The sequence below is a fragment of the Brevundimonas sp. AJA228-03 genome (assembly GCF_017795885.1).
Classification (GTDB): domain Bacteria; phylum Pseudomonadota; class Alphaproteobacteria; order Caulobacterales; family Caulobacteraceae; genus Brevundimonas.
This window is the reverse complement of the sequence record NZ_CP059297.1, coordinates 2362449-2385584: the sequence shown is the minus strand read 5'-3', so window position 1 is coordinate 2385584 and position 23136 is coordinate 2362449. Positions and strand designations below refer to the sequence as shown.

Sequence of the window (23136 nt, the reverse complement as noted above, 5' to 3'; positions counted from 1 at the left end):
TCTACTTCAGCTCGATCAGGGCGTCGGCGCGCAGATCGCGCAGATAGCGTCGCGCCAGCATGGCCAGGTTCTGGTTCTGCAGACGGCCTTCGACCTCGCGCGCGGTCGGCACATCGGCACCGCCCGCGCGGCGCCCGCAGACGGCGAGCAAATGCACACCCAGAGGCGTGCGGACGACGTCACTGACACTGCCGATCTCTGCCGCGCGCGCGACCTGCTGGAACTGCGGGGCCAGGTTGGCCACATCCGCCTCGCCGAGGTCGGAACCGAGAAGCCCGGCCTCCGACGAGGTCCGTTGCAGGATGTTGTCGCAGGTCAGACTGCCGCGCAGGGCCTGAAGCCGGGTCGTTGCGGCGGCCACATCGGCGGGGGGCGCGGTTTCCGGCAGCTCGATCATGGCCTGTTTCAGCGACACCAGACTGGTCGCTGCGCCCGCGCGCTTGTCGCGCATATAGATGATGTAGACGCCGCCGGAGACCGGGATCGGCCGCGACAGCTGACCGACCTGAAGCGACTCGAGGGCCGCCTGCAATTCAGGCTGGACGGTGCCCTGTACGAGCCAGCCGGCGTCGCCGCCGCGCGTCGCCGACGGGGCGGCGGAAAACTGGCGGGCCACCGCCTGGAACGGCGCGCCCTGGACCATCTGCTGCACCAGCTGTTCGGCCCCGTTGAAGGCCTGCTGCTGGCCTCCGACGCGGGCCGCCTCGATGTAGATTTCACCGACCAGATACTGGGGCCTGGATGCGGCCTCGGTAACCTGGCGCAGCGCCTGCTGGACCTGTGCCCGGCTGACCCGCGAACGGCTGTTGAACCGGCCGCCGACCAGCTCGCGCCAGCCGATCTCGGTGCGCAACTGCTCGCGAAGGTTTTCCACCCGGATGCCGCCACCGGTCAGGAATTCCAGATAGGCCTGTGGCGTCGTGCCGGCGTCCTCGGCCATGCGCGCGATCTCCTGATCGACCTCGGCGTCGGTGATGATCAGCGTGTCGAACTTGGCGATCTCGGCGGCCTGCAGCCGTTCCTCGATCAGGCCCTGCAGCGCCTGCTGCTGGATCGCCGGGATGTTCTCCTCGGTCGGTTGCACCTGGCTCATGGCGATGGTGGTCAGCATGCGCTGACGCAGGTCGAAGCCGGTGATGACCTGATCGTTCACGGTCGCGACGATACCGTCGGCCATCTTGAACTCGGGCTGAGGCGGCTGAGCGGCCGTGATCGGCTGCTGCCCGGCGGCGGGATTCAGGGTGCCTGCCGCCGCTCCGGGAGCCTGCGCCGGACGAGGGGCCGTCTGTGCCACGGCTGAACCGGCGACCAGCGCCGCCAGGGCGGCGGCGGTCGAAATACGCATCAAACCCATGGTCAGTCCTGATTCCCTCGAACCCGCGCGCCGTGTCCAAAAACGGGCCAGGCACACGCGTTCACGCGTCATGCCTAACGCAAGCCGTTTGATCCATAGCCTGACCCTCCAAAAGTGGCGAGGTTTAGACGAACATAGACACCGTCCGAAGGCCCGGTGGGCCGAACGCGGGTGTTGTCGCGCCGATAGCCGACCTCGACCCGGAAACAGTCGTCGTCGAACAGCAGGCCGACTTCTGACCGGGTGATCAGGTTGCGCTCCAGGTCGGCGATGCCTGCGACCGTCACGCCCCAGTTACGATGGACGAACTGCTGACCGGCCAGCTGCACGAACTCGTAATTGCGGTTGTTCGGCCCGGTCAGGGGATTGGACCGATCGACGATGTAGCTGAGCGTCGCGAGGTTGCGCCGACCCCATCGACCATCGACGGCGGTTTCTGCCCGGCGGATATTGCCCGATCCATCCACGGTCGCATGACCCCAGCCGCGGATGCGGTCCGACGGCTGGAAGCTGGCCTGGACCACCCAGTCCGAGGTCTGGCTCCCGACGCCGGTCGGGTCGTAGATCTTGGTGGGGGCATCCGGAATCGGAATGCCGAAGGCTATCTGGTCCGCATCGCGCATGCTGCGTCCGACGAACAGACTGGCGCTGCGGTTGCTGTCCCAGCGCAGGGTGGAACGCACCCCGGCCGTAAACCGGAAACCGCCTTCCAGCAGGTCATGACCGGGAAAGCGGTCGATGCGGAACAGCGAGGACTCGTCCAGCTCCAGCGTCTCGGAGTCCTCGACCGGGATGCGGGCGTCGACGTCGGGTGCGTTGGACAACGAGATCTGGCCCAGCGGTTCGACGATCAGGTCCGCCCCGTTTCCCAGGTGCCGGATCAGGGGATAGCTGACGTCAAGGCCGATGGTCGCGCGCTCCCGGGTGATGGTCTCATCGGCCAGGCCCAGCACGGGCGGCAGGTCGGCAACCGAATAGACATCGATGCGCCCGTCGATGAAGGGCTCGTAGCGGATGCCCGCCGCCGAGGTCAGGGACCGGCGCCAGTCGATCTGGGCGGTGACCCGGCGGCTGTCCACACCGGGCAGGCCGAGGGTAGCCCCCCTCGGTACGACCTGGGGCCTCAGCACCGGACTGCCGACATAGTCGTCGCGGTACAGCGACACGGCCGATCCGCGCAGCCGCAGCCGCCCGCCCAGCACCGCCTGCTCCGGCTCCCAGCGCCCATCGATCAGAGGCGCGACCAGCGGCAGCGATCCGTCATTCTCGAACACGTTCAGCGCAGGCGTCACATCGTTGAACCGTGCCACCCGCAGGCTCTGGAAGGAGAAGGCGGCGACCGACAGGTACGAACGGGCGGTCTGTCGCTCGGCATACAGCTGCGAGATCAGGCGGCGCTGGTCGCCATAATACAGTCCATTGTCCTGATAGGGGTCGATGACGTCGTAGCGGTCGAACAGGGTCTTGTCGGACGTCCGCTCGGCCGTGAAACCCCAGCGCCACGGGCCGGCCGGATCGAACCTGCCCCAGCTCAGGACATAGCTGCGGCTGGTCTTGTCGCCGAAATCGACGTTGCTCTCGGCGCTGCCGTCGCCGTCCAGATCAAAGTCGCCGAAATTCTGCGCATAGGTGTAGCCGGTCCGGGCCAAGATCGTGCCGTTCGAGAAGCGCCGACGCCATTGCAGGTTCAGGAACGGGACCACGCCGGTGTTGAACTGCGGGCTGATCAGCCAGTCCTCTGACGGCGAGATGACCCGAAGGTAGGGCGTCTCGATCGAGACGCCGCGCCCCTGGTCGTAGTTGGTGATCGGCACCAGAAAGCCGGACGCCCGATCCACGGTCGGGTCGGGATGGGCGAAGTAGGGCGTCCAGAAGACGGGCACGCCGCCGATCTTGAAGACCGCATTCCGATACAGGACCGCACGCAGGGCCTCGTCCTGGACCACCTTTTCGGCCTGGATCGAGAGGCTGGGCTCCTTCGGATGGCCCTCGGCGTCGCAAACGGGGCAGGGCGTGAACAGGGCGTAGTTCAGCTCGTTGACGTTTTCGGACCGCCGGACCGCCGTCGCGGCCATCAGACTGGCCCCATTTGTCAGCCGTGTGGCCAGATCGACCGCGACGCCCGCCTTGAGATCCGAATCCAGTTCCAGATGGCTGGCGTGGACGACGTTGCCGTCCGGGTCGGTCAGCTCGACCTCGCCGTCGGCGACCCCGACCCCCTGGCCGATGTCATAGGTGACGGCGCGGCCGCGCATTGAACGGTTCTGGAAGCGCGCATAGACGCGGTCACGCTCGCCGGTCGCGGTGATCACATTGCCCTGACGGGTCGCCTGATCGGCTTCGAGATAGACGGCATCGACCGGCAGGTCGACGGCGGGGGGCGACGTCGGGCGCGACGGCGTCTGGGCCAGCGCCAGGCTGGACAGCGCCCAGGCCGCCAGCACCGAGCCGGTCAGCAGGCGGATCCGCAGACGGTGCCGGAAAAGAGGGCCGCGATCAGCCTGCATCGGTAGGACTGTATCCCTTGTTCAGGCCCCCGCCTTCGGGAACCGCTTAGCCGTCTTCGGTATAGAACAGCAAGGTGAAGGCCGCGAGCGCTGTCAGGACGGCCGGCAACCAGGCGGCGATGACGGGGGGCACGACCTCCGCCGAGCCCATGGCCGCCGAAAACTGGTTCAGGAAGAAGAAGGCAAAGCCCAGCACGACCGCCGCCACGGCCATCCGCGCCAGGTCTCCCAGCCGCATAAGCCGCAGCGAGAAGGCTGCGGCCAGGATGGTCATGGCCGCGAAGGCCAGGGGGGTGGACAGCAACTGCTGCAGCCGCAGCCGATAGGCGGTGGACGAGAACCCCGCATCCTCGATTCTCCGGATCTGGCCCGGCAAGGACCAGAAGGGTGTCGATTGCGGCCGGGCGAACCGTTCGAACGCCTCTTCGTCGGCCAGGCTGGAGGGCAGGTCCAGGGTCGAATAGCGCGTGGCCCGCTGCCCGGTCTGGGCCCCGACCGCATTCACCAGACGCCAGCGACCGGCCGCCAGGCTGGCGGACCGTGCGTCGATCCGCTCGGTGAAGGCGCGGCGGCCTCCCGGATCGGTCGTATAGATGAAGAAGGTGACGTCCAGCAGCTGGGCGCGGGCGCGATCCTGACGCGCCGCGCGGATGACCATCTGGCGCTGGCCCTCGCCCTCACGCAGCCAGATCGCCTCCTGCTCGCCCCCGCCGACGCCATCGGAGATCCGGCTGCGTTCACGCTGGAACATGCCGTCGCCCGATGCGGCCAGGGGACCGATGATGGTCACCGTCAGGATACCGGCCACCACCGCCGCGCCCGCCGCGGGCAGGACGAAGCGCCAGGCCGAAACGCCCGCTGCCCGCATGGCGATCAGCTCGCTCCGCCGGTTCAGCCCGACAAAGGCCGCCAGCGTCCCGAACAGGAAGACGAAGGGAAGAAGCTGCACGATCACCGCGGGCGACTTGATCAGCATCAGGCCCAGGATGCGCAGGCCCGAAAGATCGGTGTCCGATCCCAGGCCGCGCGAGATCTCGACGAAGTCGATCAGCATGACCAGGGCGCTGATGACCCCCAGCGCCACGGCCAGCGACTTGCCCAGCTGGAGCAGCACGTACCGCTCGATACGTCCCAGATGCAGCGCGTTCAGCATATGGGCGGGTGCCGCGCCGATGTTGCCCAGGGGGCTCATGCCGGTCGCACCTTCAGTCGGGACAGGGTCGGGCGAGAGGCCCTGTGCGGCTTCAGCGCCCGGAACACCAACCTGAGCGCCACGACGGTCGCGGCGATCGGCAACAGATACTGGAACACGTTCAGCCATCCGTTCCATGCGCTGGCCGCCACCACCGCATAGCCGACGACGCGGACCAGCAGGAAGGCGCCCGAGGCCTTTGCGATCCGTGCGGTGTAGCCGGTCCGACTGAAGGCGCCGCCCAGGATGGCGGTCAGGGCCATGGCCATGGCGGTCAGGGCATACAGCGGCGATGACAGCCGCGAATGGGCCTCCGCCAGCAGTTCACCGCGGGGAGCCGTATCGCGAATCAATTCGGGCGTGGGTTTGAACAGCTGGGTGATCCACAGGTCGGCGGACTTGTAGCGGATGCGCTGGTCGTCGGTGACATATGGTCCCAGCGGGAAGACGTAGCCGTCGAACACCAGCTGCTGCAGCACGCCGGCCGGGCTGTACTGCTGCCACGAGCCCTGTTTCATGGTCAGGACGGGCTGTCCGTCGACGCGCCCGAAGCGGGCCTCCGCCGCGTCCCAGGTCGTCACCTTGTCGCCGTTCTGGATGTAGATGAACAGGTTCTTCAGCAGGCCATTCTGTTCGATCTGCTGGACATAGACGGTCAGACCGTTCGGACCCTGAACGAATCGGCCTTCCTCGACCAGCAGGGCGGCCAGATCGGTGCGGATGGCGAAGGCCTGTTCCCGCGCCGTGCGCTGCGCCCAGGGTTGCACCACGACATTGGTCAGCAGCATCACCGCGGCGACGCCCGCGGCCAGCCAGGCGCCGGGCGCGATCATCTGCCAGCGGGTCATGCCGCTGGCATAGGCGGCGGTCAGTTCCTGCTCGCGCTGCAACCGCGTCAGGGCGATCAGGGCCCCGACGAACAGGCCTATGGGCAGGATCACGCTGAACAGCAGCGGCACGGCCAGCAGGGTCAGCTTGACCATGATCCAGACGCTCTGACCGCGTTCGACGATGACCTCCAGCTGATCCAGGCTCTGGCTCAGTATGCCGATTCCGGCCAGCGAGGCGCAGGCTGCCAGAACGGGCAGGGCGATCTGGCGGAACAGATAGGTCTGGATCAGGGTCATGCGGGCGATGAAATCACCCGGTTGCGGGCGCGGGCGTGGCAGTCCATCTAATACACACCCGGCTGCGTCGCCGACAATGGCAGACGCAGCCGCCTTCACCGTATCAACGACCGGGAGCGAATCCCGGCGGGAGTCCCTTGTTCATGAATATCGCCTTCGTCGCCGAAGCCGGCGTCTCGCAAGCCTTGGCCGTTCTGGTCCATGATGGTCGGGCCTTCGCAGGGTCCGGCGCCGACCACGATGCCGCTGCGGCGGGCAGCCTGACCCGGGCGATGACGAACAGCCGCTTCAACGGCAGCGCATCCAGCACGCTGATCGTCGCGGCCCCGCAGGGCATTCAGGCCGACACCGTGGTTCTGGTCGGGGCGGGCGAGGCGGGCAAGTTCGACGACCTGGCGATCGAGACGGCGGCCGGCACCGCCTATCATGCGGTCAAGCTGTCGGGGGCCGAGGCCCTGACCATCGACCTGCGCCACCTCTCCGCAGAGCAGGCCGCGCGCGCCGCTTTCGCGGTGAAGCTGGCGGCCTACCGGTTCGACAAATACCGGACCCGGGAAAAGCCGGACAAGATTCCCTCGATCAGGACGGTCAATATCGTCACCGCCGATGTCGCGGCCGCCCAGGCCGCCTTCGGGCCGCTGGATGCTGTTGCCGATGCGGTCTGTTTCTCGCGTGACCTGGTCGCGGAGCCCGCCAACGTCTTGTATCCGGCCGAGTTCGCCCGTCGCGTCAAGGAACTGGAACGCCTCGGCCTGACCGTCGAGATCCTGGGCGAAAAGGAGATGGAGGCGCTGGGCATGCACGTCCTGCTGGGCGTCGGTCAGGGCTCGGTGCGTGAAAGCCAGCTGGCGGTGATCCAGTGGAATGGCGGCAAGCCCGGCGACCAGCCGATCGCCTTTGTCGGCAAGGGCGTCTGCTTCGACACCGGCGGCATCTCCATCAAGCCCGCCGCCAATATGGAAGACATGATCTGGGACATGGGCGGGGCCGCCGCCGTCGCCGGACTGATGCACGCGCTGGCCGGTCGCAAGGCCAGGGTCAACGCGGTCGGCGTGCTGGGCCTGGTCGAGAACATGCCCGATGGCAATGCCCAGCGTCCCGGCGACATCCTGACCTCCATGTCCGGCCAGACGGTCGAGATCATCAACACCGACGCCGAGGGTCGCCTCGTTCTCGCCGACGCCCTCTGGTACACCCAGGACCGGTTCAAGCCGAAGTTCATGGTCGATCTGGCGACCCTGACGGGGGCCATGATCGTGGCCCTGGGTCTCGACTATGCGGGCGTGTTTTCGAACGCCGACGATCTGGCCGACGCGATTCTGGCCGCCGGTCCCAAGGTCAACGAGAACGTCTGGCGCCTGCCGATCCCGCCCCAGTACGACAAGATCATGGACAGCGTGAACGCCGATGTGAAGAATTCGGCCGGACGCGACGGCGGCTCGATCACCGCCGCCCTGTTCCTGCAGCGGTTCACCAACGGCGTGCCATGGGCGCACATCGACATCGCGCCGGTGGCCTGGGCGTCCAAGTCGACGCGCGCGACCGTGCCGGACGGCCCGGTGGGCTGGGGCGTGCGCCTGCTGGACCGCATGGTGGCCGACACCTACGAGGGCTGAGGCCCTGGTGGACGGCCCCGGGACGAGCGCAATGGGCGAGATCTGGTTCTATCACCTGGAGCGATCCACGCTGGATCAGGTCCTGCCCGAACTGCTGGACCGGACGCTGCAACGCGGGTGGCGCGCGCGGGTTCGGGTCGCCGATGCGGATCAGCGGGCGGAGATCGACGAACGGCTGTGGTCGTGGCGCGACGACACCTTTCTGGCCCATGGCCTTGCCGACCAGCCGCACGCCGCGCGCCAGCCCATCCTGCTGACCGCCGGACATGAGAACCCCAACGCGTCCCAGGCGCTGTTCATTGTCGATGGGTCGGATATGACCGTCACCGAGGAGTTCGAACGATGCTTCATCATTTTCGACGGACGCGACGAGACGGCGCTGCAGGGTGCGCGGGAACGCTGGAAGGCGCTGAAGGGGCAGGGGGCCAATCTGGCCTACTGGAAACAATCGGACGAGGGGCGCTGGGAAAAGGCGGCCTGATCGGCGCGCTGATGCTGGCGGCGTGCTCGTCCACGCCCGTCCCGGCACCCGACGCCCCCGCGATCGTCGAGGAGGCCGAGGCCAACCCGCCGGTCGGCACCCACATGCCGGATGGATCGGAGGACCTCTGCAAGGCGGCCGACCTCCAGTACTTGGTCGGGCGCCCCAGGACTGAAATCCCAGTGCCGGTCGAGGTCGTCAGCCGTCGCGTGGTGTGCACCACCTGTCCGGTGACGATGGACTTCTCGCCCTACCGGCTGAACATCTTCTACAATGAACAGAGCGGTCTCGTTGAGCAGGTCCGATGCGGATGATCCCCGGCCTGGCGCGGGCGGGGTCTCTTGCAGCCTGCGCGGTGACGCCGACCACCCCCGCGCCGTCGGAACGGCGCGGGGGGCTTCGATCTACCAGCGCCAGGCGTCGTAGATGGCGTCGATGATGTAGCCGTCGTAGCTGTCGATCAGATAGATCGTCGTATCGACCAGCACCCACCGGGTTCCGGGGGGCGGATAGCCCAGACCATAGGTCCGGTAGTCGTTCAGCTGGTAGCGCCAGAAGATCGACGGCAGGTAGGATCCGACGTAGTAGCGCTGGCCATAGTAGCTTCTCGGCACCGAGTAGTAGCCGTAGTTCGGCGCAAAGTAGAAGCCGAACCGGACCCCGTTGAAGTCCCGGAACGACCGGTCGTTCCGCCACCAATCTCTGGACCGGCCCCGGTTCCAGTTGCGACGCCAGTCGTACTGGTTCCAGCGGTTGCTGAAGCCGCCATAGTCGCGTCGGCCGTTGCGGTCGTTGTTCCAGTTCCGACCGCCGCCATGGCGATCCCGGTTCCAGTCCTGACCGTTGTTGCCGTTCCAACCGCCATTCCAGCCGCCGTTGCGATCCCGGTCGCGATCCCGGTTCCAGTCCTGACCGTTGTTGCCGCCACTGTTCCAGCGTCCGCCATTGCCGCGATCCCGATCCTGGCCGTTTCGGTCGCGATCCCCGCGATCCCGATCCCCGCGATTCTGGTCGCCGCCGTTCCACTGGCCGCCACCGTTCCAGCCGCCTTGTCCCTCGCCGCCCTGGCCCCACTCATCGCGATCCCGGCCGCCGCGACCACGATTGTCCTGCTGGATCGAGGGTTCAGGCGGAGGCGGCGCAAGGATGACCGGCGGCTGCGGCGGGCTCCAGCCTCCGCCGTCGTTCCCGCCGCGACCACCGCGGTCGCGTGACTGGTCGCCCTGGTCCCGACCACCGCCATCGCCACGGCCTCGATCGCCGCGGTCCCGGGTCTGGTCTCCCCGATCCTGGCCACCGCCCCTGGCGCGGTCGCCGTCACCGCGACGCTCCTGCGGAGCCTCGGGCGGCGCAGGGATGAAGACCTCGGCCGGAAGTCTTTCGGGCCGGGCATCGGCGGTCAGTTCCTCCTGGGCATGGGCCATGGTCGACAGGCTGGCGGGCAAGGCCAGGGCGGCGAGGGCGGCAAAGGCCGTAACGGACGATTTCATCTCATGGTTTCCCGCACGCCGATCCCGGCGGCTCGTCCTCACGGTCGCGCTTCCACCATGAACGCTGGCTGAACGACCCGGATCGCTTGCGGCAGGCCATGCCGCGACCCAGATCAGGGGCCCGCATCGGACGCGGCCCCCCCTGTTCCGGAGACTCTGCATGACCAACCCGATCCAGCTCTGGTACTGGCCCACGCCCAACGGCTGGAAGGTCTCCATCGCCCTGGAGGAAATGGGGCTGCCCTATGAGGTCAAGGCCGTGAACATCGGCACCGGCGAACAGTTCACGCCGGAGTTCCAGGCCATCAGCCCCAATGGCCGCATGCCCGCCATCGTCGATCCGGACGGTCCCGATGGCCAGCCGCTGTCGATCTTCGAGAGCGGGGCGATCCTGCAGTATCTGGCCAACAAGTCGGGCCAGTTCTATCCGACCGATATCCGGGCCCGCACCGAGGTCGATCAGTGGCTGTTCTGGCAGGTCGGCGGCCTGGGGCCGATGGCGGGTCAGACGCACCACTTCCGCCAATATGCCCCCGCGATCATCAAGGACCAGCGCCAGATCGCCTATGGCGTGCGCCGCTACACCGACGAAACGCATCGTCTGTATGGCGTCATGGACCGTCGGCTGGCGGATCGCGACTATCTGGCGGGCGACTATTCCATCGCCGATATGGCGGCCTGGCCCTGGATCCTGCCGGAGCATCAGGGGCAGAACATGGACGAGTTCCCCAACCTGAAGGCCTGGCTGGCCCGCGTGGGCGCGCGCCCTGCGGTGATCAAGGGCCGCGCCGTCGGCGATGCACTGCGCAGCAATCTGGCCGCATCCGGCAAGGCGGCAGAGGCGGCGCGCAAGGTTCTGTTCGGCCAACGGGGCCGATAGAGTCTGAATCAGAGATTTACAGTGTATTTCTCAGGTCTGAACAACCCGGACAGTATTCATATCCCTTTTACATAAAAGATTCTGCGGCACTTGGCGCTGTTAACTTTAACTTCAAACCGGAGGTATTTGATCGCGTATCGAAGGGCGGGTCCAGAACGGACATCTCCCATCGCAAAGGATACGGTGATGAACGCGCAAGAAACCGCGCCGGAACTGATCGACACGGTCGAGGCGGCCCCGCTGCCCCTGCCGACCCCCGACATGGACGGTGACGCTCTGTTCCGTCTGGGCATGATGTATTCGTCCGGATCGGGGGGGTGCCCGATGGACAGGGTCTCGGCCCATATGATCTTCAATCTGGCGGCCATGAAGGGCTCGATCGAAGCCCGGGTCTATCGCCGCGAGATGTCCGAAGAGATGGAACGCGACGAGATCGCCGAAGCCCAGCGCGCCGCCCGCCGCTATATCGACGCTGGCGTGGTCCGTCTCGCGGCCTGATGTCCCGGCGACATCAGCCGCCGGGTCTCAACCATCCGGGCGGATGACCCGCACGGCGACCGCATGGCGTCGCGCGGGCGGCAGAACCACACGACAGGGTCACCCCGGCTGACCCAGCCGCTGACCCCAGGTCCGGATCCGGAGGACGCCGATCCGGGCGACACCGGTAAAGGCGGGCTCCCCGGCACCGGAACGGACCCCCAAGGTCGAACAGGCGGTGGTCAACAAGGCCGCGGCCACGGCGACAGGTTTCGACCTTATGGTCTTGCGGTCCATCCTGGAATGTCAGGTCCTGGCCAGCAGAGGCCGGCAGCGGCCTACGTCGTTCCATTCAGGGGCCAAAGACGTCGCCACGCACAGACTCATTATGCCAAAGCCGAACCGGGGATGGAGAGTCAGTCTGCCGCCGTGCCGAAGCCGGCAAGAGGTGCGAGTGGGGCGAATTCGGCGGAGGTCCGCATCATGCGTGCCTGGATGGCGGCCAGGATGTCCGCCGTGTTCCAGATCGACCCCTGCATCACGGCGGCCCACTCCAGCCCCTCGGCGACCGTGTGGTCCCGCGCATAGGTGACCGCAGCCTTTGAGCCCGAGATCGCCAGCGGGGCCTTGGCGGCGATGGCCAGCGCCATCTCCAGCGCCGCGGCCGCCAACGCCCCGGAGTCCGGCAGGACTGCATTGACGAAGCCCAGCCGCTCGGCCCGTTCGGCGCTCAGGGATGTGCCCAGATAGGCCAGTTCGCGAACCACCGCCTCGGGCAGGACATACGGGAGCCGCTGCAGGCTGCCGACGTCGGCCATCATGCCGATATTGATCTCCTCGATGCGGAAATACGCCCCGACCGCCGCCAGCCGCAGATCACAGGCGGCGACAAGGTCGAGGCCGGCCCCGACGCAGGCCCCCTGGACGGCCGCAATGACCGGAAACCGCACCCGCTCGATCATGGTGAGGGTGTCCTGCAACTCGCGCGCAGCCTGATGAAAGGCCTGGCGCTCCGCCGCCGTGTCCGTCTTCATAATGGCCCCGCACGAGAAGACGGAGATGTCCATGCCCGCACAGAAGTTGCGGCCCTCGCCGGAGATGACCAGGGCGCGGACCTCGCCCGTCGCATCCAGCGCCCTCAGGGCAGGTCCGAAATCCCGCCAGAACGACAGGTCCAGGGCGTTGGACGCCTCGGGCCGCGAGAGCTTCAGTTGGGCGACGGCACCGTCACGGGTGATCTCGAAGGCCGACATGGGTCTTTCCCTCCTGTGCGGAATCTGTGTCATTGGCGTTCGAAGCGTTTTCTATTGAAACCAACCGGGAGCCAAGCCTCATGTCACTTCAGGGCAAGACGCTGTTCATCACAGGTGCCAGCCGTGGCATCGGACTGGCCATTGGCCTGAGGGCGGCGCGCGACGGGGCCAATGTGGTCATCGCCGCCAAGACCGCCGAGGCGCACAAACACCTGCCGGGCACCATCTACTCCGCCGCCGCAGAGATCGAGGCCGCCGGGGGGCAGGCCCTGCCGCTGATCGTCGACGTCCGCGACGAGGCCTCGGTCCTCGCGGCGGTCGAGGCCGCGGTGGCGCGCTTCGGCGGCATCGACATCTGCGTCAACAATGCCTCGGCCATCCAGCTGACCGGCACCCTGGCCACGGACATGAAACGCTATGACCTGATGCACCAGGTCAACGCCCGCGGGACCTTTCTGGTGTCCAGGGCCTGTATCCCGCACCTGAAACAGGCGCAGAACCCGCACATTCTGGCCCTGTCGCCGCCCCTGGACCTGTCGCCCCGCTGGTTCGGCCCGCATGTGGCCTACACCATGGCCAAATACGGCATGAGCCTGGCCATGCTGGGGATGGCGGATGAGTTCCGGGAGGACGGCATCGCCTGCAACGGCCTGTGGCCCCGCACCGGTATCGCCACCGCCGCCATCGAGTTCGCCCTGACCGGCAAGGACGGACTGGCCCATTGCCGCACGCCCGAGATCATGGCCGACGCCGCCCATGCCATCTTCACCACCCCGTCACGCGAGCTGACCGGCCGGTTCCTGATCGACGACAGCTTCCTGTACGAGCGCGGGGTGCGCGATTTCGAAAAGTATAGCGTCGACCCCGGAAAGCCCCTGATGCCTGACTTCTTCGTCCCGGCGGACAGTGTGCCGCCGCCGGGGGTCGTGGTGGGGTGAGGGGGGCGGGTGGCTGCCCGGTGGACCGGGTCGCCAGCACTCCATTTGCGGTCTCACAGCCTAAAACTGCTGATACTGCCCGTTGATCGAGTAGTTGAAGCCGACCGGAAGAGCCGCCCGCACCTGGGTGAAGAAGTTGGCCAGTTCGCCCAGGGTCGAGCGTGGCACGAACAGGATGTCGCCGCGCCGCAGGGCCACGACCTCGCCGCGACGGGGCCTCAGGTCCACGACACGCATCATCCGGATGCCGCCCGGTCCGCGCCGGATCAGCGCCACCTGCTGGGGCTTGGCACCGGCCAGGAAGTCACCGGCCTGGACGATCGCCTGATAGGCGTCCATGTCGCCGTTCATGTCATAGACGCCGGGCGTCCGCACCTCGCCGGCCACCCAGACCTTCACAGGTCCCGCCGTCTTCAGCGTCACCTCGACCATCGGCCGGACCAGTTGTGAGGCGTAGGCACTGGACAACTGGTATTCCAGTTCCGCCAGCGTCCGGTCTGCCGCCATGGCCTGACCGATCAGGGGCAGGGCGATCCGCCCGTCGGGTCCGACCTTGATGGTGCGGGTCAGTTCGGTCGCGGTCGGCGTCGCAACCTCGATCTCGTCTCCGGGATAGAGGAGGTATTCAGGCTCCGCGTCGGTCCAGTCGGCGAAGGCGATGGCGGGAAAGCCGGACGTCTGCACGCGGCTTGACGGCGGACCGCTCTGGCCGCTGGCACAGCCTGCCGTCGACGCGGCGACCACTGCCGCGCCCAGGGTCCACAGAATCTGTCGCCGATGAAGCATGAAGCCGACCCTCGCCGATCATGGGTAACCAGTGGTTAACGCCGACGGTTGAAGGATTAACCTTGTTTACGATTCCACGGATTCGCTTTTTCCCATGCGTTCGACGGCCAGCACGACGACCTATGTCTCGGCTCGCCCCCGTTACGGGGTGTTCGACGTCATCGGCCTGCTGTTTCGTGAGCTGGCGCTGATGATCGTGATTTTCCTGGTGTTGTTCGCCATCGGAGCCGGCGTGGTCCTGACGCTGAAGAAGACCTATACCGCCGGGGCCAGCCTGTTCGTCGGGGCCGGTCAGGAATACGTCTATCAGCCACGCGTGGGGCTGGGCGACCGTCAGTCGACGCCGCCCGCGCCCGGTGAGGTCGCCCAGGCCGAAGCCAACATCATCGGCAGCCGCGAGGTCAAGCTGCGTGCCGTCCGCGCGCTCAGCCTGGAGTTCTTCCACAAGCCCGGCAAGGTCTCGACCGACCCGCTTGCCAAGCAGGAAGGCGATGCGATCAAGGCCATCAACGACGGTCTCATGATCTCGACCACGCCGCAGAGCGCGATCATCGGCCTGGGCTTCGAAAGCGACGACGCCGACAGGTCGGCCCGCATCCTGAACGCCATTCTCGACCAGTATCTGATCTATCGGCGCGAGGTCTTCCAGGACCGCTCCACGTCCGCGATCCAGTCACAGCGTCGGGTGTTCGAGGACGAACTGGCCGATGTCGATGCGGCCTATGAGGCCTTTCTGGCGTCAAACGACATCGGCGATTTCGCATCGACCAAGACGGCGCTGGCGGCGGTCTATCAGTCGACCCTGACCGAAAAGCTGTCGGTGGAGAACCAGCTGAACCAGGCGACGCGGCGGCTTCAGACCCTGGAGGCGCAACAGGCCATTACGCCGGCGGAAGTGACGCTGCAGCAGGACCTCAATGTCTCGGCCCAGGACCAGATCCTGCAGCTGCGCACCGAGCGGGAACAGCTTCTGGCGCGCTACCAACCCGACAGCCAGCCGGTGCAGGACATCGAGGCGCGGATCGCCGGGCTTCAGGCCTATGTGGCCTCGGGCACCACGGTCGGGGCCAAGGAGGTACGTCTGGGGCCGAATCCGGTCTGGACCGAGCTGGAAACGACCCGGATCACGACCCGGGCCGAACGGGACTCGCTCGCGGCCCGGCTTTCTTCCGTCAATCGCCAACTGGCCGAAATCCTCGACCGTCAGGCGAAGATGACGCGCGAGGAGTCTGAAAATGCAACGCTTGCCTCCAATCGCGACGTCCTGACCGCCAACATCCGCGACTTCCAGCAGCGCGAGGCCCAGAGCCGCGCCGATGCCGGTCTGGTGCGCGCCGGGGCCGACAACGTCCGGGTGATCGAGCGTGCCGCCGCCCCCACACGCGGCACCAGCCTCAAGCTGCCGCTGATGGTACTCGCCTTCCTGTTCGCGGGCTTTACAGCGCTGTGCGTGGGCCTGTTGCGGGTGTTCACGCGCCGGGGTCTGTCGACCCCCGCGATCGTCGGCCGGACGCTGGACATGCCGGTCCTCGCCGTGGCTCCGATGAAGGCGGTCTGAAGGGGGCATGATAGCCTTTCCCCCGACAGTCACCGCGTAACCGATTCGATGGTCGATCTCACAAGCGAAATGGCGGGCCTCTGGGCCGCGCTGGGATCGGCTCCCGCCCACCGCGGCCGGGTCCTCCAGTTCGCCTGCGCCAGTACCGGGGAGGGGGCCTCCACCGTCGCGCGCGAGTTCGCCCGGCTGGCGGCCGTGCGGGCGCGAAAGCCCGTCTGGCTGATCGACGCGGACCTGACCCAGCCTTGTCAGCTGGAAGCGGTCGCTGCCGACCGGGACCGCTTCGGGCGTCTGGGGGCCGCAGTGGCATCCTCGCCCGACGGCTCCAGCTTCTATGCCGTCAGCCCGCCGGTGATCGGGCGCGACCGCAAGCCGGTCGCTCCGGCGCGCCTGATGACGGCCCGACCCTGTCTGGGCGGGCGTCTGTGGGTCACGCGGTTCCGGGCCGAGCTGCTGCGCTCGGGTCAGCGCGTCGAGGCCCTTCCCGACCACCGCTACTGGGATGCAATGCGCAGGCACGCCGACACCATCATCATCGATGCACCGGCCGCGGACCGCAGCGACCTGTCGATCACCCTGGCCCCGTTCGTGAATGCGACCGTCCTGGTGGTCGCAGGCGAAATGTCAGGGGCCGCCGAACCCGTGATCCTGCGCGACGAGATCGAGGCGGTCGGCGGCCGCATCGCCGGGGTGGTCGTCAACCGCTCCACCTATCGCCCGCCGGCATTCCTGAGGCGGCTGACGGGGTAAGGGCACGCTACGTCCGAAACTGACGCAGGCCTGTGCTATCGGTTGCGACACGGCTCATGGGGGATTTCGCCGGGATGCGCGGCGTACACGCAGGTTGCACAGGTGCAATCGGCTCCGTCAGGCCACCACTGGGTTTCAGCGTCGATTGCACCTTTTGCACCCGTTTTTTTCGAGTGCAATTCGGGGCTTCAGACCCCCAGCGCCCCGCGGTCCAGGCGCTGCAGCAGGTCGCCGCCCTGGCCCACGGCCGCCAGTCGGCTGGACGCGTGACCCAGGATGTTGGCTGCGTAAACTTCGTACAGGGCGATCTTGCCCTCCAGCCAGGCCGGATCGCCGTCGCCGGCGTTCAGCTTGGACCTGGCAGCCAGGGCACCTCTCGCCAGCATCCAGCCGCCGATGACGTCGCCCATCAGCTTCAGATAGGCGTCGGCTGCGGCCAGCACGTCGGCGGCCCCGGCCGGATCGGCCTTGCGGTCCAGAATCCACAGGGTGGCGTCCTCGACCGCTTCGATCGCCGTCCTGAACCGCTCGACCGGCTTGCCGGAATAGAGGCCGCCGAGCGCCCTCAGCGTGGCCTTCATCTCGGCGATCACGGCCTTGGCCGAGGCCCCGCCGTCCTGCGACAGCTTGCGACCGACCAGGTCCATGGCCTGGATGCCGTTGGTGCCCTCATAGATCGGGGCGATCCGGGCATCGCGATAGAACTGGGCCGCGCCGGTTTCCTCGACGAAGCCCATGCCGCCATGGATCTGCACCCCCTGCGAGGCGATCTCGACCCCGGCGTCCGTCGACCAGGCCTTGGCGATGGGGGTCAGCAGGTCCTCGCGGCCCTTCCAGTGGGCGCGCAGTTCGGGCGTCGCGGCATGGCGGGCCATGTCGGCGGCCACGCCGGTGGACAGGCAGATGGCCCGCGCTGCCTCGATCCGGGCCTTCATGACCGACAGGGTGCGGCGCACGTCCGGATGATCGAAGATCGGGGCTCCGGCCTCGCCGGACCAGACCGATCGTCCCTGACGCCGGTCCAGGGCATAGGCCAGGGCGTGCTGGTAGGCCCGATCGGCGATGCCGACCCCCTCCATGCCAACTCCCACCCGCGCCGCATTCATCATGGTGAACATATGGGCCAGGCCCTCGTTCGGTCGCCCGACCAGTTCGCCCGTCGCCCCCTCGTACTGCATCACGCAGGTGGGCGAGGCGTGGATGCCCAGCTTGTGCTCGATGCCGACGGGCCGGAAGGCATTACGGTCGCCCAGGGTGCCGTCGTCCTTGACCAGATACTTGTTGGCCAGGAACAGGCTGATGCCCTTGGGTCCGGCGGGCGCATCGGGCAGCCGGGCCAGGACCAGGTGGACGATGTTGTCCGTCGCGTCGTGGTCGCCCCAGGTGATGTAGATCTTCTGGCCGGTCAGGCTGTACGTCCCGTCGCCGTTCGGCGTGGCGGTGGACGTCAGCGCCCCCAGGTCCGACCCGGCCTGGGGCTCGGTCAGGCACATGGCCCCGGTCCATTCGCCACTGACCATGCGCGGCAGATAGGCGGTCTTCTGATGCTCGGTGCCGTGCGCCTCGATGGCCTCGATGGCCGCCAGCGACAGCATGGGGCACAGGCCGAACGCCATATTGGCGGCGTGCACGGTCTCATAGGCCGCCAGCTCCAGCGCCTTGGGCAGGGCCTGCCCCCCGGCCGAGGCGGGCGCCGCCAGACCGGTCCAGCCGCCCGCCGCGAACTGGCGATAGGCGTCGGCGAATCCCGGCGCGGCCGTGACCGCCCCGTTCGCATATTTCGCCCCGGCCAGATCGCCGGGCCGGTTCAGCGGAGCCAGGACTTCCTCGGAGAACTGGCCGGCCGCTTCCAGCACGGCGGTCAGCACATCGCCGTCATAGTCGGGAAAGGCCCCGGTGGCGGCCAGGTCGTCGATGCCGGCGACGGCGGTCAGGCTGAAGGCCAGGTCGCGGACGGGGGCACGATAGGTCATGGGCAGATCCTTTTCGGAGCCATGCACCGCTCCGTTCTGCGTCTTCATGCGATGATGCCGTAGCGTCAGGCAAGGGATGGCTTGGCGTCTGGCCTCAGGTGCGCCAAGTTGCGCCTACGACTTCAACGGGGACACCGCATGGCCGAGCCACGCAATCGCTATTCGATCGTATCGCTGATCTTCCACTGGGGCCTGGCCCTGCTGGTGCTCACGCAGGTCCTGCTGATCGCCGCGCACGAGGCCACAGAGGGTCCGCAATCGCGCCAGTTCGTGGTCCTGCACAAGGAGATCGGCCTGACCATCCTGCTGCTGACCCTGGCCCGAATCGGCTGGCGGATCGCCAATCCCGCCCTGCCCATGCCGCCCGGAACGCCTCAGTGGCAGAAGATCGCGGCGCGGGGCACGCATGTGCTGTTCTACGTCCTGCTGATCGGCCTGCCGCTGGGCGGCTGGGCGGCGTCCAGCGCGGCCGGGCGAGATATCAGCTATTTCGGCCTGTTCAACTGGCCCCTGCTGCCGCTGCCGCAGAGCCGTGATCTGGCGGGCACCTTCATGGACATGCACGAGCTTGGGGTGAAGTTCCTGTACGTCCTGCTGGCTCTGCACGTGCTGGCGGCGCTGAAGCACCAGTTCATCGATCGCGACAATGTGCTGCACCGCATGGTGCCGTTCATTCCGCGCCGTCCCTAGGCACCGATGATCCGCCGTCGGTCCCTGTCGGCTCTGGTCCTGCTCGCAGCAGCGGTCGCCGCCCTCGACGGTCCGCCGGTCCTGGCCCAGGTCAGCCGGTGGGTCGCCGTGCCCGCGCAGTCCAGCATCACGATGCGGGTCGCCAGTCCGCTGGGCCTGCGTCGCGGCCGATTCGAGCGCTGGAATGCCGACGTGCGCTTCGACCCCGAAGCGCCGGAGACGGCGCGCGTCGCCGTCACGGTCGAAGCCGCGTCCCTGCGCATGGACAATGCCGCCCTGACCCGCCCGGCCATCGGTCCCGGCCTGCTCGACACCGAACGCTTTCCCGACATCCGCTTTCAACTGACGTCGCTGCGGCGTCTGGACGGCGAGCGGTTCACGGCCGAGGCGGATGTGACCATGAAGGGTGTGACCCGTCCGGTCAGCTTCCCGGTGACCTTGCGCAGCGATGGCCGGACGGCGCAGATGACCGGCGGCTTCTCGCTGGACCGGGCCGCCTACGGAATTGGAACGCAGGGAACGTGGAACAGGCTGATCGGCCGACAGGTGCGGGTGGACGTCTCGCTGGCGACACGGTCCGCCTGACCGAAGGTCCGGACGCGGCCGTCGCGGCGCTACGGGCCGGGCAGCTCGTGATCCTGCCGACCGAGACCGTCTATGGGCTGGCGGCCGATGCCGGCAACGCCGACGCCGTCGCCCGGATCTTCGAGGCCAAGGGCCGACCCCGGTTCAACCCCCTGATCGCCCATATCGCGGATGTCGGGGCGGCCGGGGCCATCGCCGTGTTCGACGATGCGGCGCGGAAGCTGGCCACCGCCTTCTGGCCGGGCCCCCTGACGATCGTGGCTCCGGTTCGGCCAGGCGACCGGGTCTGCGACCTTGCCAGGGCCGGGCTGGACAGCGTCGCGGTGCGGGTGCCGGGCCATCCGCTCGCCCGGGCGCTGCTGCGGGCCTTCGGTGGCCCCGTCGTCGCGCCCTCGGCCAACCGCTCCGGCCGCCCCAGCCCGACCACCTTCGCCGATGCGGTGGAGGAGACGGGAGCGTCCGCCGCCGCTGCTCTCGACGGAGGCCCCTGCTCCGTAGGGGTCGAGAGCACGGTGGTCTCGGTGCTGGGCGGCCGCGTCGCCCTGCTGCGCCCCGGGGCCGTGACCCGCGATCAGATCGAGGCCCTGGTCGGGCCGCTGGAGACCAGCGACCACGGCCACCGCTCCCCCGGGCGCCTGACCACCCACTACGCCCCCGACGCCCCCGTCCGGATAGACGCATTGGATGGCCCCCGCCCCGGCGAGATACTGCTGGGCTTCGGCCCGGGTGTAGGGGAGGCCCGCTGGAGCCTGAGCGTATCGGGCGACCCGCGCGAGGCCGCCGCCAACCTGTTCCGCCTGCTGCGCGAGGCGGACCGCGAGCACCCTGCGGGCATCGCCGTCGCCTCCGTGCCGATGGCGGGGCTGGGTGAGGCGATCAACGACCGACTGCGGCGGGCGGCGGGGTTTGTGGGGTAGGCTCGACCGGGATCGAACTCCGATTTGCAAGTCATGTTGCGTGTCTGAAGGTCTCGTGACAGTCCTCCGTGCAACAAGGGGAACGTCGGACATGTCGAGCATCATCGGGGCACGCCACCCCCAACGCGTCTGGACCCTGGTTCTGTCGCTTCTGGCAGCCTCCATCGGCAGCGCCGCGATGGCCCAGACGCCCGAGCCGTTTGCCTCGACCCGGCCGACGGCCCGGATCGAATACTGGCAGCAGCGGCTCAACGAGATCGAGGCCCGGCTGTCGGATCCGGCCAGTCTCGCGCCGATCCGGCTGGTCTTCCTCGGCGACTCGATCACCGATTTCTGGACCATGGCCGAGAACCCCTGGTTCCCGGGCACCACGGGAGGACGGGCGGTCTGGACCGGGACGTTCGGCGGCGCGGACAGCGCATACCTCGCCCTCAACATGGGCATCTCCGGCGACCGGACCGAGCACGTGCTCCAGCGCATTCTGCCGAAAGGCGAGGGCGGTCTGGGGGAACTGGATCGACCGGACCTCGATCCCGAGGTCATCGTACTGCTCATCGGCATCAACAACAGCTGGGCCGCCGAGGATCCCGCCGTCTCCAGCATCTTCGAAGGCGTCCGCGCCGTCGTGGAGGCCGTGCATGCCCGCAAACCGCGTGCGGTGATCGTTCTCCAGTCGCTGCTGCCGACCAACGAGACCGATCGGAACGAAAACGTCGTGAAGCCGGTCAATGCGGCGCTCGCCGCCTTCGCCTCCGAAAGCCCACAGACCGCCTACGTCCGCTATCTCGACCTGTATCCGACCTTTCTGACCCCGGACGGTCAGCAGAACCGGGCCTTCTTCATGGACGCGGTGCATCCGGACGAGGATGGCTATCGCGCCTGGCGGGACCGTCTGGTGCCGTTTCTGGACGACTTGCGGCAATAACAGCGCTCCCGCTGTTCCCGGCCCGACCCCGTCATCTTGCTGGTTTCATCCGAAGCCCGGCATGAGGTGAGAGGGCCATCCGATGCGGACCAGAAGCCCGTCCGGACCGCACACGCCGACTTCATAAAGCCCCCATTCGCGGTGTCGCAGAATGCCGCCCGGGCGAATGATCAGGTCGTCCACACGTGCCGCGATGGCCTCCACATCCGGCGTCCGGATGAAGACGCCGAAAGGATTATGCGATTCCGGGACTGCCCAGGGACCAGCTCCGGCCTGGGTCAAATGGACCTCACATCCCCAGCCCGTCATGATGCAATAGGTCTTATCGCCACCGGTCCGGGCGAAGCCAAGACGCTCCCAGAATGGTATCGCCGCCGCCAGATCGTTGCTCGGAACGATGGCGAAGGCGCCCACGGTCTCGGGGATGGGCATGGATACTCTCTGGCTGGATGGACGACGAGGCTGGGTCCCTATCCAGCCTGCGCGGACGATCTCCGGCTTGCAATATATCGGCGATGGACATTTCGACCCGAAGGTCCGCCTACCCGAACCGCGCCTGCAGATCGACGCTGGACCGCACGCCCACGTCCCCGAAACAGCTCTCCAGCCATTCCTCCGCCGCCGCCCGGCCGCGGGTCTTCAGGTCGTTGAGGAAGGTCCATTCGGTGTTGAATTTGGAGCCCAGAGACAGGTCGCCCAGCCAGTGGTCCGCCTCGATGGCGTGCATCAGGATGTTGCGGTAGCGGTCCTGGGCCGAGGGCGTCAGCCGGCCCTGTTCGATCAGGTCCTGGACGAAGGCGACGGCGCGCAGTTCGGCGACCAGCGGCGCGTTGAAGACGACCTCGTTCAACCGGTCCATGATGTCGCCGGGGGCCTTGGGCGTATCGGCCCGCTCGAAGGCGTTGAGGGTGATCAGCAGGACGTCATTCGGCGTGTCCTCGTAGAACAGGGGCCAGAGCGGCGGATTGGCCAGATAGCCGCCGTCCCAATAGGGCTCTCCGTCGATCTCGACCGCCTGGAACAGCTGGGGCAGGCAGGCGGAGGCCAGCAGCACCTGATCGGTGATCTCCGCATTGGCGAACACCCGCGACCGGGCATGGCGCACGGCGGTGGCGGCGACGTGCAGCTTGATATCCGAGCCCCGGATCGCCTCGAAATCGATCGAGGCATTCAAGACACGGTTCAGTGGGTTCAGGTTCAGCGGGTTGAACTCATAGGGCGACATCGACATCGCCAGCGTCTCCGACGCCCGCCACAGGGTGGTGTCCTTCAGCCAGGCCGGGGTCAGGGCATTGGACCAGATCGAGGTGTCGCCGAAGACGTTCTTGCCGCCCGACTGGTTGGTCTCGCGCCACAGCTTGTCCAGCGCCTTGCGGGCTCCGACCGCCCCGCCGGTCGCCAGGCCCGACACCAGGGCCGCGCCGTTCATGGCCCCGGCCGAGGCGGCGGTCACCGCCCGGATGTCCAGCCGCCCGTCCTCCAGCAACCGGTCCAGCACGCCCCACTGGAAAGCACCGTGCGCCCCGCCGCCCTGCATGGCCAGACAGATGGGACGCGGGGACGCGGGATCGGCCGCCTCGGGGGCGGGCACCGGCGTGGCCTTGCGTCTGAAAAGCGCCATTCGCCCCCGGCTGTGC

At 67.6% G+C, this 23136-nt stretch carries 22 protein-coding genes; 12 read left to right on the top strand and 10 right to left on the bottom strand.

Features of this window, described 5'->3' with window-relative positions; genetic code table 11:
* Position 1: 1 nt before the first annotated feature.
* The 4 genes from HZ989_RS11970 to HZ989_RS11955 all read right to left on the bottom strand — a co-directional run bounded on the left by HZ989_RS11970 (position 2) and on the right by HZ989_RS11955 (position 6180).
* Positions 2-1345, bottom strand: a complete 1344-nt coding sequence (locus tag HZ989_RS11970) for a peptidylprolyl isomerase (RefSeq protein WP_245162357.1) — start codon at positions 1343-1345, stop codon at positions 2-4.
* 83 nt (positions 1346-1428) lie between these two features.
* Positions 1429-3861, bottom strand: a complete 2433-nt coding sequence (locus HZ989_RS11965; protein ID WP_209321045.1) for an LPS-assembly protein LptD — start codon at positions 3859-3861, stop codon at positions 1429-1431.
* Positions 3862-3907: 46 nt separating this feature from the next.
* A complete protein-coding gene (gene lptG, locus HZ989_RS11960) occupies positions 3908-5053 on the bottom strand; it encodes an LPS export ABC transporter permease LptG (RefSeq protein ID WP_209321044.1) in 1146 nt (381 codons plus the stop codon).
* Positions 5050-6180, bottom strand: coding sequence for an LptF/LptG family permease (locus tag HZ989_RS11955; RefSeq protein WP_209321043.1), 1131 nt, complete (start codon positions 6178-6180; stop codon positions 5050-5052). Before HZ989_RS11955 ends, lptG begins: the two co-directional genes overlap by 4 nt.
* A gap of 143 nt (positions 6181-6323) precedes the next feature.
* On the opposite strand from HZ989_RS11955, the gene HZ989_RS11950 reads away from it, so the two are divergent.
* The 3 genes from HZ989_RS11950 to HZ989_RS11940 are packed head-to-tail and all read left to right on the top strand — an operon-like array spanning position 6324 to position 8591.
* Entirely contained in the window at positions 6324-7796 is a 1473-nt protein-coding gene (locus HZ989_RS11950) for a leucyl aminopeptidase (RefSeq protein ID WP_209321042.1), read from the top strand.
* Positions 7797-7827: 31 nt separating this feature from the next.
* Positions 7828-8277 (top strand): DNA polymerase III subunit chi, encoded by a 450-nt coding sequence (locus HZ989_RS11945; protein WP_209321041.1) that lies wholly within the window; start codon positions 7828-7830, stop codon positions 8275-8277.
* Between the two features lie 11 nt (positions 8278-8288).
* A complete protein-coding gene (locus HZ989_RS11940; protein ID WP_209321040.1) occupies positions 8289-8591 on the top strand; it encodes an I78 family peptidase inhibitor in 303 nt (100 codons plus the stop codon).
* 90 nt (positions 8592-8681) lie between these two features.
* Here the strand turns inward: HZ989_RS11940 and HZ989_RS11935 are convergent, their stop codons facing one another.
* Positions 8682-9767, bottom strand: coding sequence for an RcnB family protein (locus HZ989_RS11935; protein ID WP_245162356.1), 1086 nt, complete (start codon positions 9765-9767; stop codon positions 8682-8684).
* 160 nt (positions 9768-9927) lie between these two features.
* Between HZ989_RS11935 and HZ989_RS11930 the strand changes: the two genes are divergently transcribed.
* Positions 9928-10647 (top strand): glutathione S-transferase family protein, encoded by a 720-nt coding sequence (locus HZ989_RS11930; RefSeq protein ID WP_209321039.1) that lies wholly within the window; start codon positions 9928-9930, stop codon positions 10645-10647.
* A gap of 186 nt (positions 10648-10833) precedes the next feature.
* The gene (locus HZ989_RS11925) at positions 10834-11145 is read left to right on the top strand and encodes an SEL1-like repeat protein (RefSeq protein WP_209321038.1); all 312 of its coding nucleotides are present in this window, start codon (positions 10834-10836) and stop codon (positions 11143-11145) included.
* A 395-nt stretch (positions 11146-11540) separates the two neighbouring features.
* On the opposite strand, the gene HZ989_RS11920 is transcribed toward HZ989_RS11925, so the two are convergent.
* Entirely contained in the window at positions 11541-12377 is an 837-nt protein-coding gene (locus HZ989_RS11920; RefSeq protein ID WP_209321037.1) for an enoyl-CoA hydratase-related protein, read from the bottom strand.
* 80 nt (positions 12378-12457) lie between these two features.
* On the opposite strand from HZ989_RS11920, the gene HZ989_RS11915 reads away from it, so the two are divergent.
* Positions 12458-13315: an NAD(P)-dependent oxidoreductase gene (locus HZ989_RS11915; RefSeq protein ID WP_209321036.1), complete on the top strand. Its 858-nt coding sequence runs from the start codon at positions 12458-12460 to the stop codon at positions 13313-13315.
* 60 nt (positions 13316-13375) lie between these two features.
* Here the strand turns inward: HZ989_RS11915 and HZ989_RS11910 are convergent, their stop codons facing one another.
* The gene (locus HZ989_RS11910) at positions 13376-14101 is read right to left on the bottom strand and encodes a polysaccharide biosynthesis/export family protein (protein ID WP_209321035.1); all 726 of its coding nucleotides are present in this window, start codon (positions 14099-14101) and stop codon (positions 13376-13378) included.
* Between the two features lie 94 nt (positions 14102-14195).
* On the opposite strand from HZ989_RS11910, the gene HZ989_RS11905 reads away from it, so the two are divergent.
* Together HZ989_RS11905 and HZ989_RS11900 are read left to right on the top strand one after the other, a co-directional pair.
* Positions 14196-15659, top strand: a complete 1464-nt coding sequence (locus HZ989_RS11905; RefSeq protein WP_209321034.1) for a chain-length determining protein — start codon at positions 14196-14198, stop codon at positions 15657-15659.
* Positions 15660-15707: 48 nt separating this feature from the next.
* Positions 15708-16409, top strand: a complete 702-nt coding sequence (locus HZ989_RS11900) for a hfsB (RefSeq protein WP_209321033.1) — start codon at positions 15708-15710, stop codon at positions 16407-16409.
* 188 nt (positions 16410-16597) lie between these two features.
* Here HZ989_RS11900 and HZ989_RS11895 read toward each other — a convergent pair whose 3' ends face one another.
* Positions 16598-18382, bottom strand: coding sequence for an acyl-CoA dehydrogenase (locus HZ989_RS11895; protein ID WP_209321032.1), 1785 nt, complete (start codon positions 18380-18382; stop codon positions 16598-16600).
* A 138-nt stretch (positions 18383-18520) separates the two neighbouring features.
* Here HZ989_RS11895 and HZ989_RS11890 point away from each other — a divergent pair, with 138 nt between their 5' ends.
* From HZ989_RS11890 to HZ989_RS11875, 4 genes are all read left to right on the top strand, one after another.
* A complete protein-coding gene (locus HZ989_RS11890; protein WP_209321031.1) occupies positions 18521-19072 on the top strand; it encodes a cytochrome b in 552 nt (183 codons plus the stop codon).
* Positions 19073-19078: 6 nt separating this feature from the next.
* Complete coding sequence (locus HZ989_RS11885; protein WP_209321030.1) at positions 19079-19657, top strand: YceI family protein; 579 nt, start codon at positions 19079-19081, stop codon at positions 19655-19657.
* Complete coding sequence (locus HZ989_RS11880; RefSeq protein WP_245162532.1) at positions 19654-20574, top strand: L-threonylcarbamoyladenylate synthase; 921 nt, start codon at positions 19654-19656, stop codon at positions 20572-20574. The genes HZ989_RS11885 and HZ989_RS11880 overlap by 4 nt, the downstream gene beginning before the upstream one ends.
* Positions 20575-20665: 91 nt before the next feature.
* Complete coding sequence (locus HZ989_RS11875) at positions 20666-21499, top strand: GDSL-type esterase/lipase family protein (RefSeq protein WP_209321028.1); 834 nt, start codon at positions 20666-20668, stop codon at positions 21497-21499.
* Between the two features lie 45 nt (positions 21500-21544).
* On the opposite strand, the gene HZ989_RS11870 is transcribed toward HZ989_RS11875, so the two are convergent.
* Positions 21545-21931 (bottom strand): VOC family protein, encoded by a 387-nt coding sequence (locus HZ989_RS11870; RefSeq protein ID WP_209321027.1) that lies wholly within the window; start codon positions 21929-21931, stop codon positions 21545-21547.
* 109 nt (positions 21932-22040) lie between these two features.
* Entirely contained in the window at positions 22041-23120 is a 1080-nt protein-coding gene (locus HZ989_RS11865; RefSeq protein ID WP_209321026.1) for a patatin-like phospholipase family protein, read from the bottom strand.
* Positions 23121-23136: the final 16 nt, after the last annotated feature.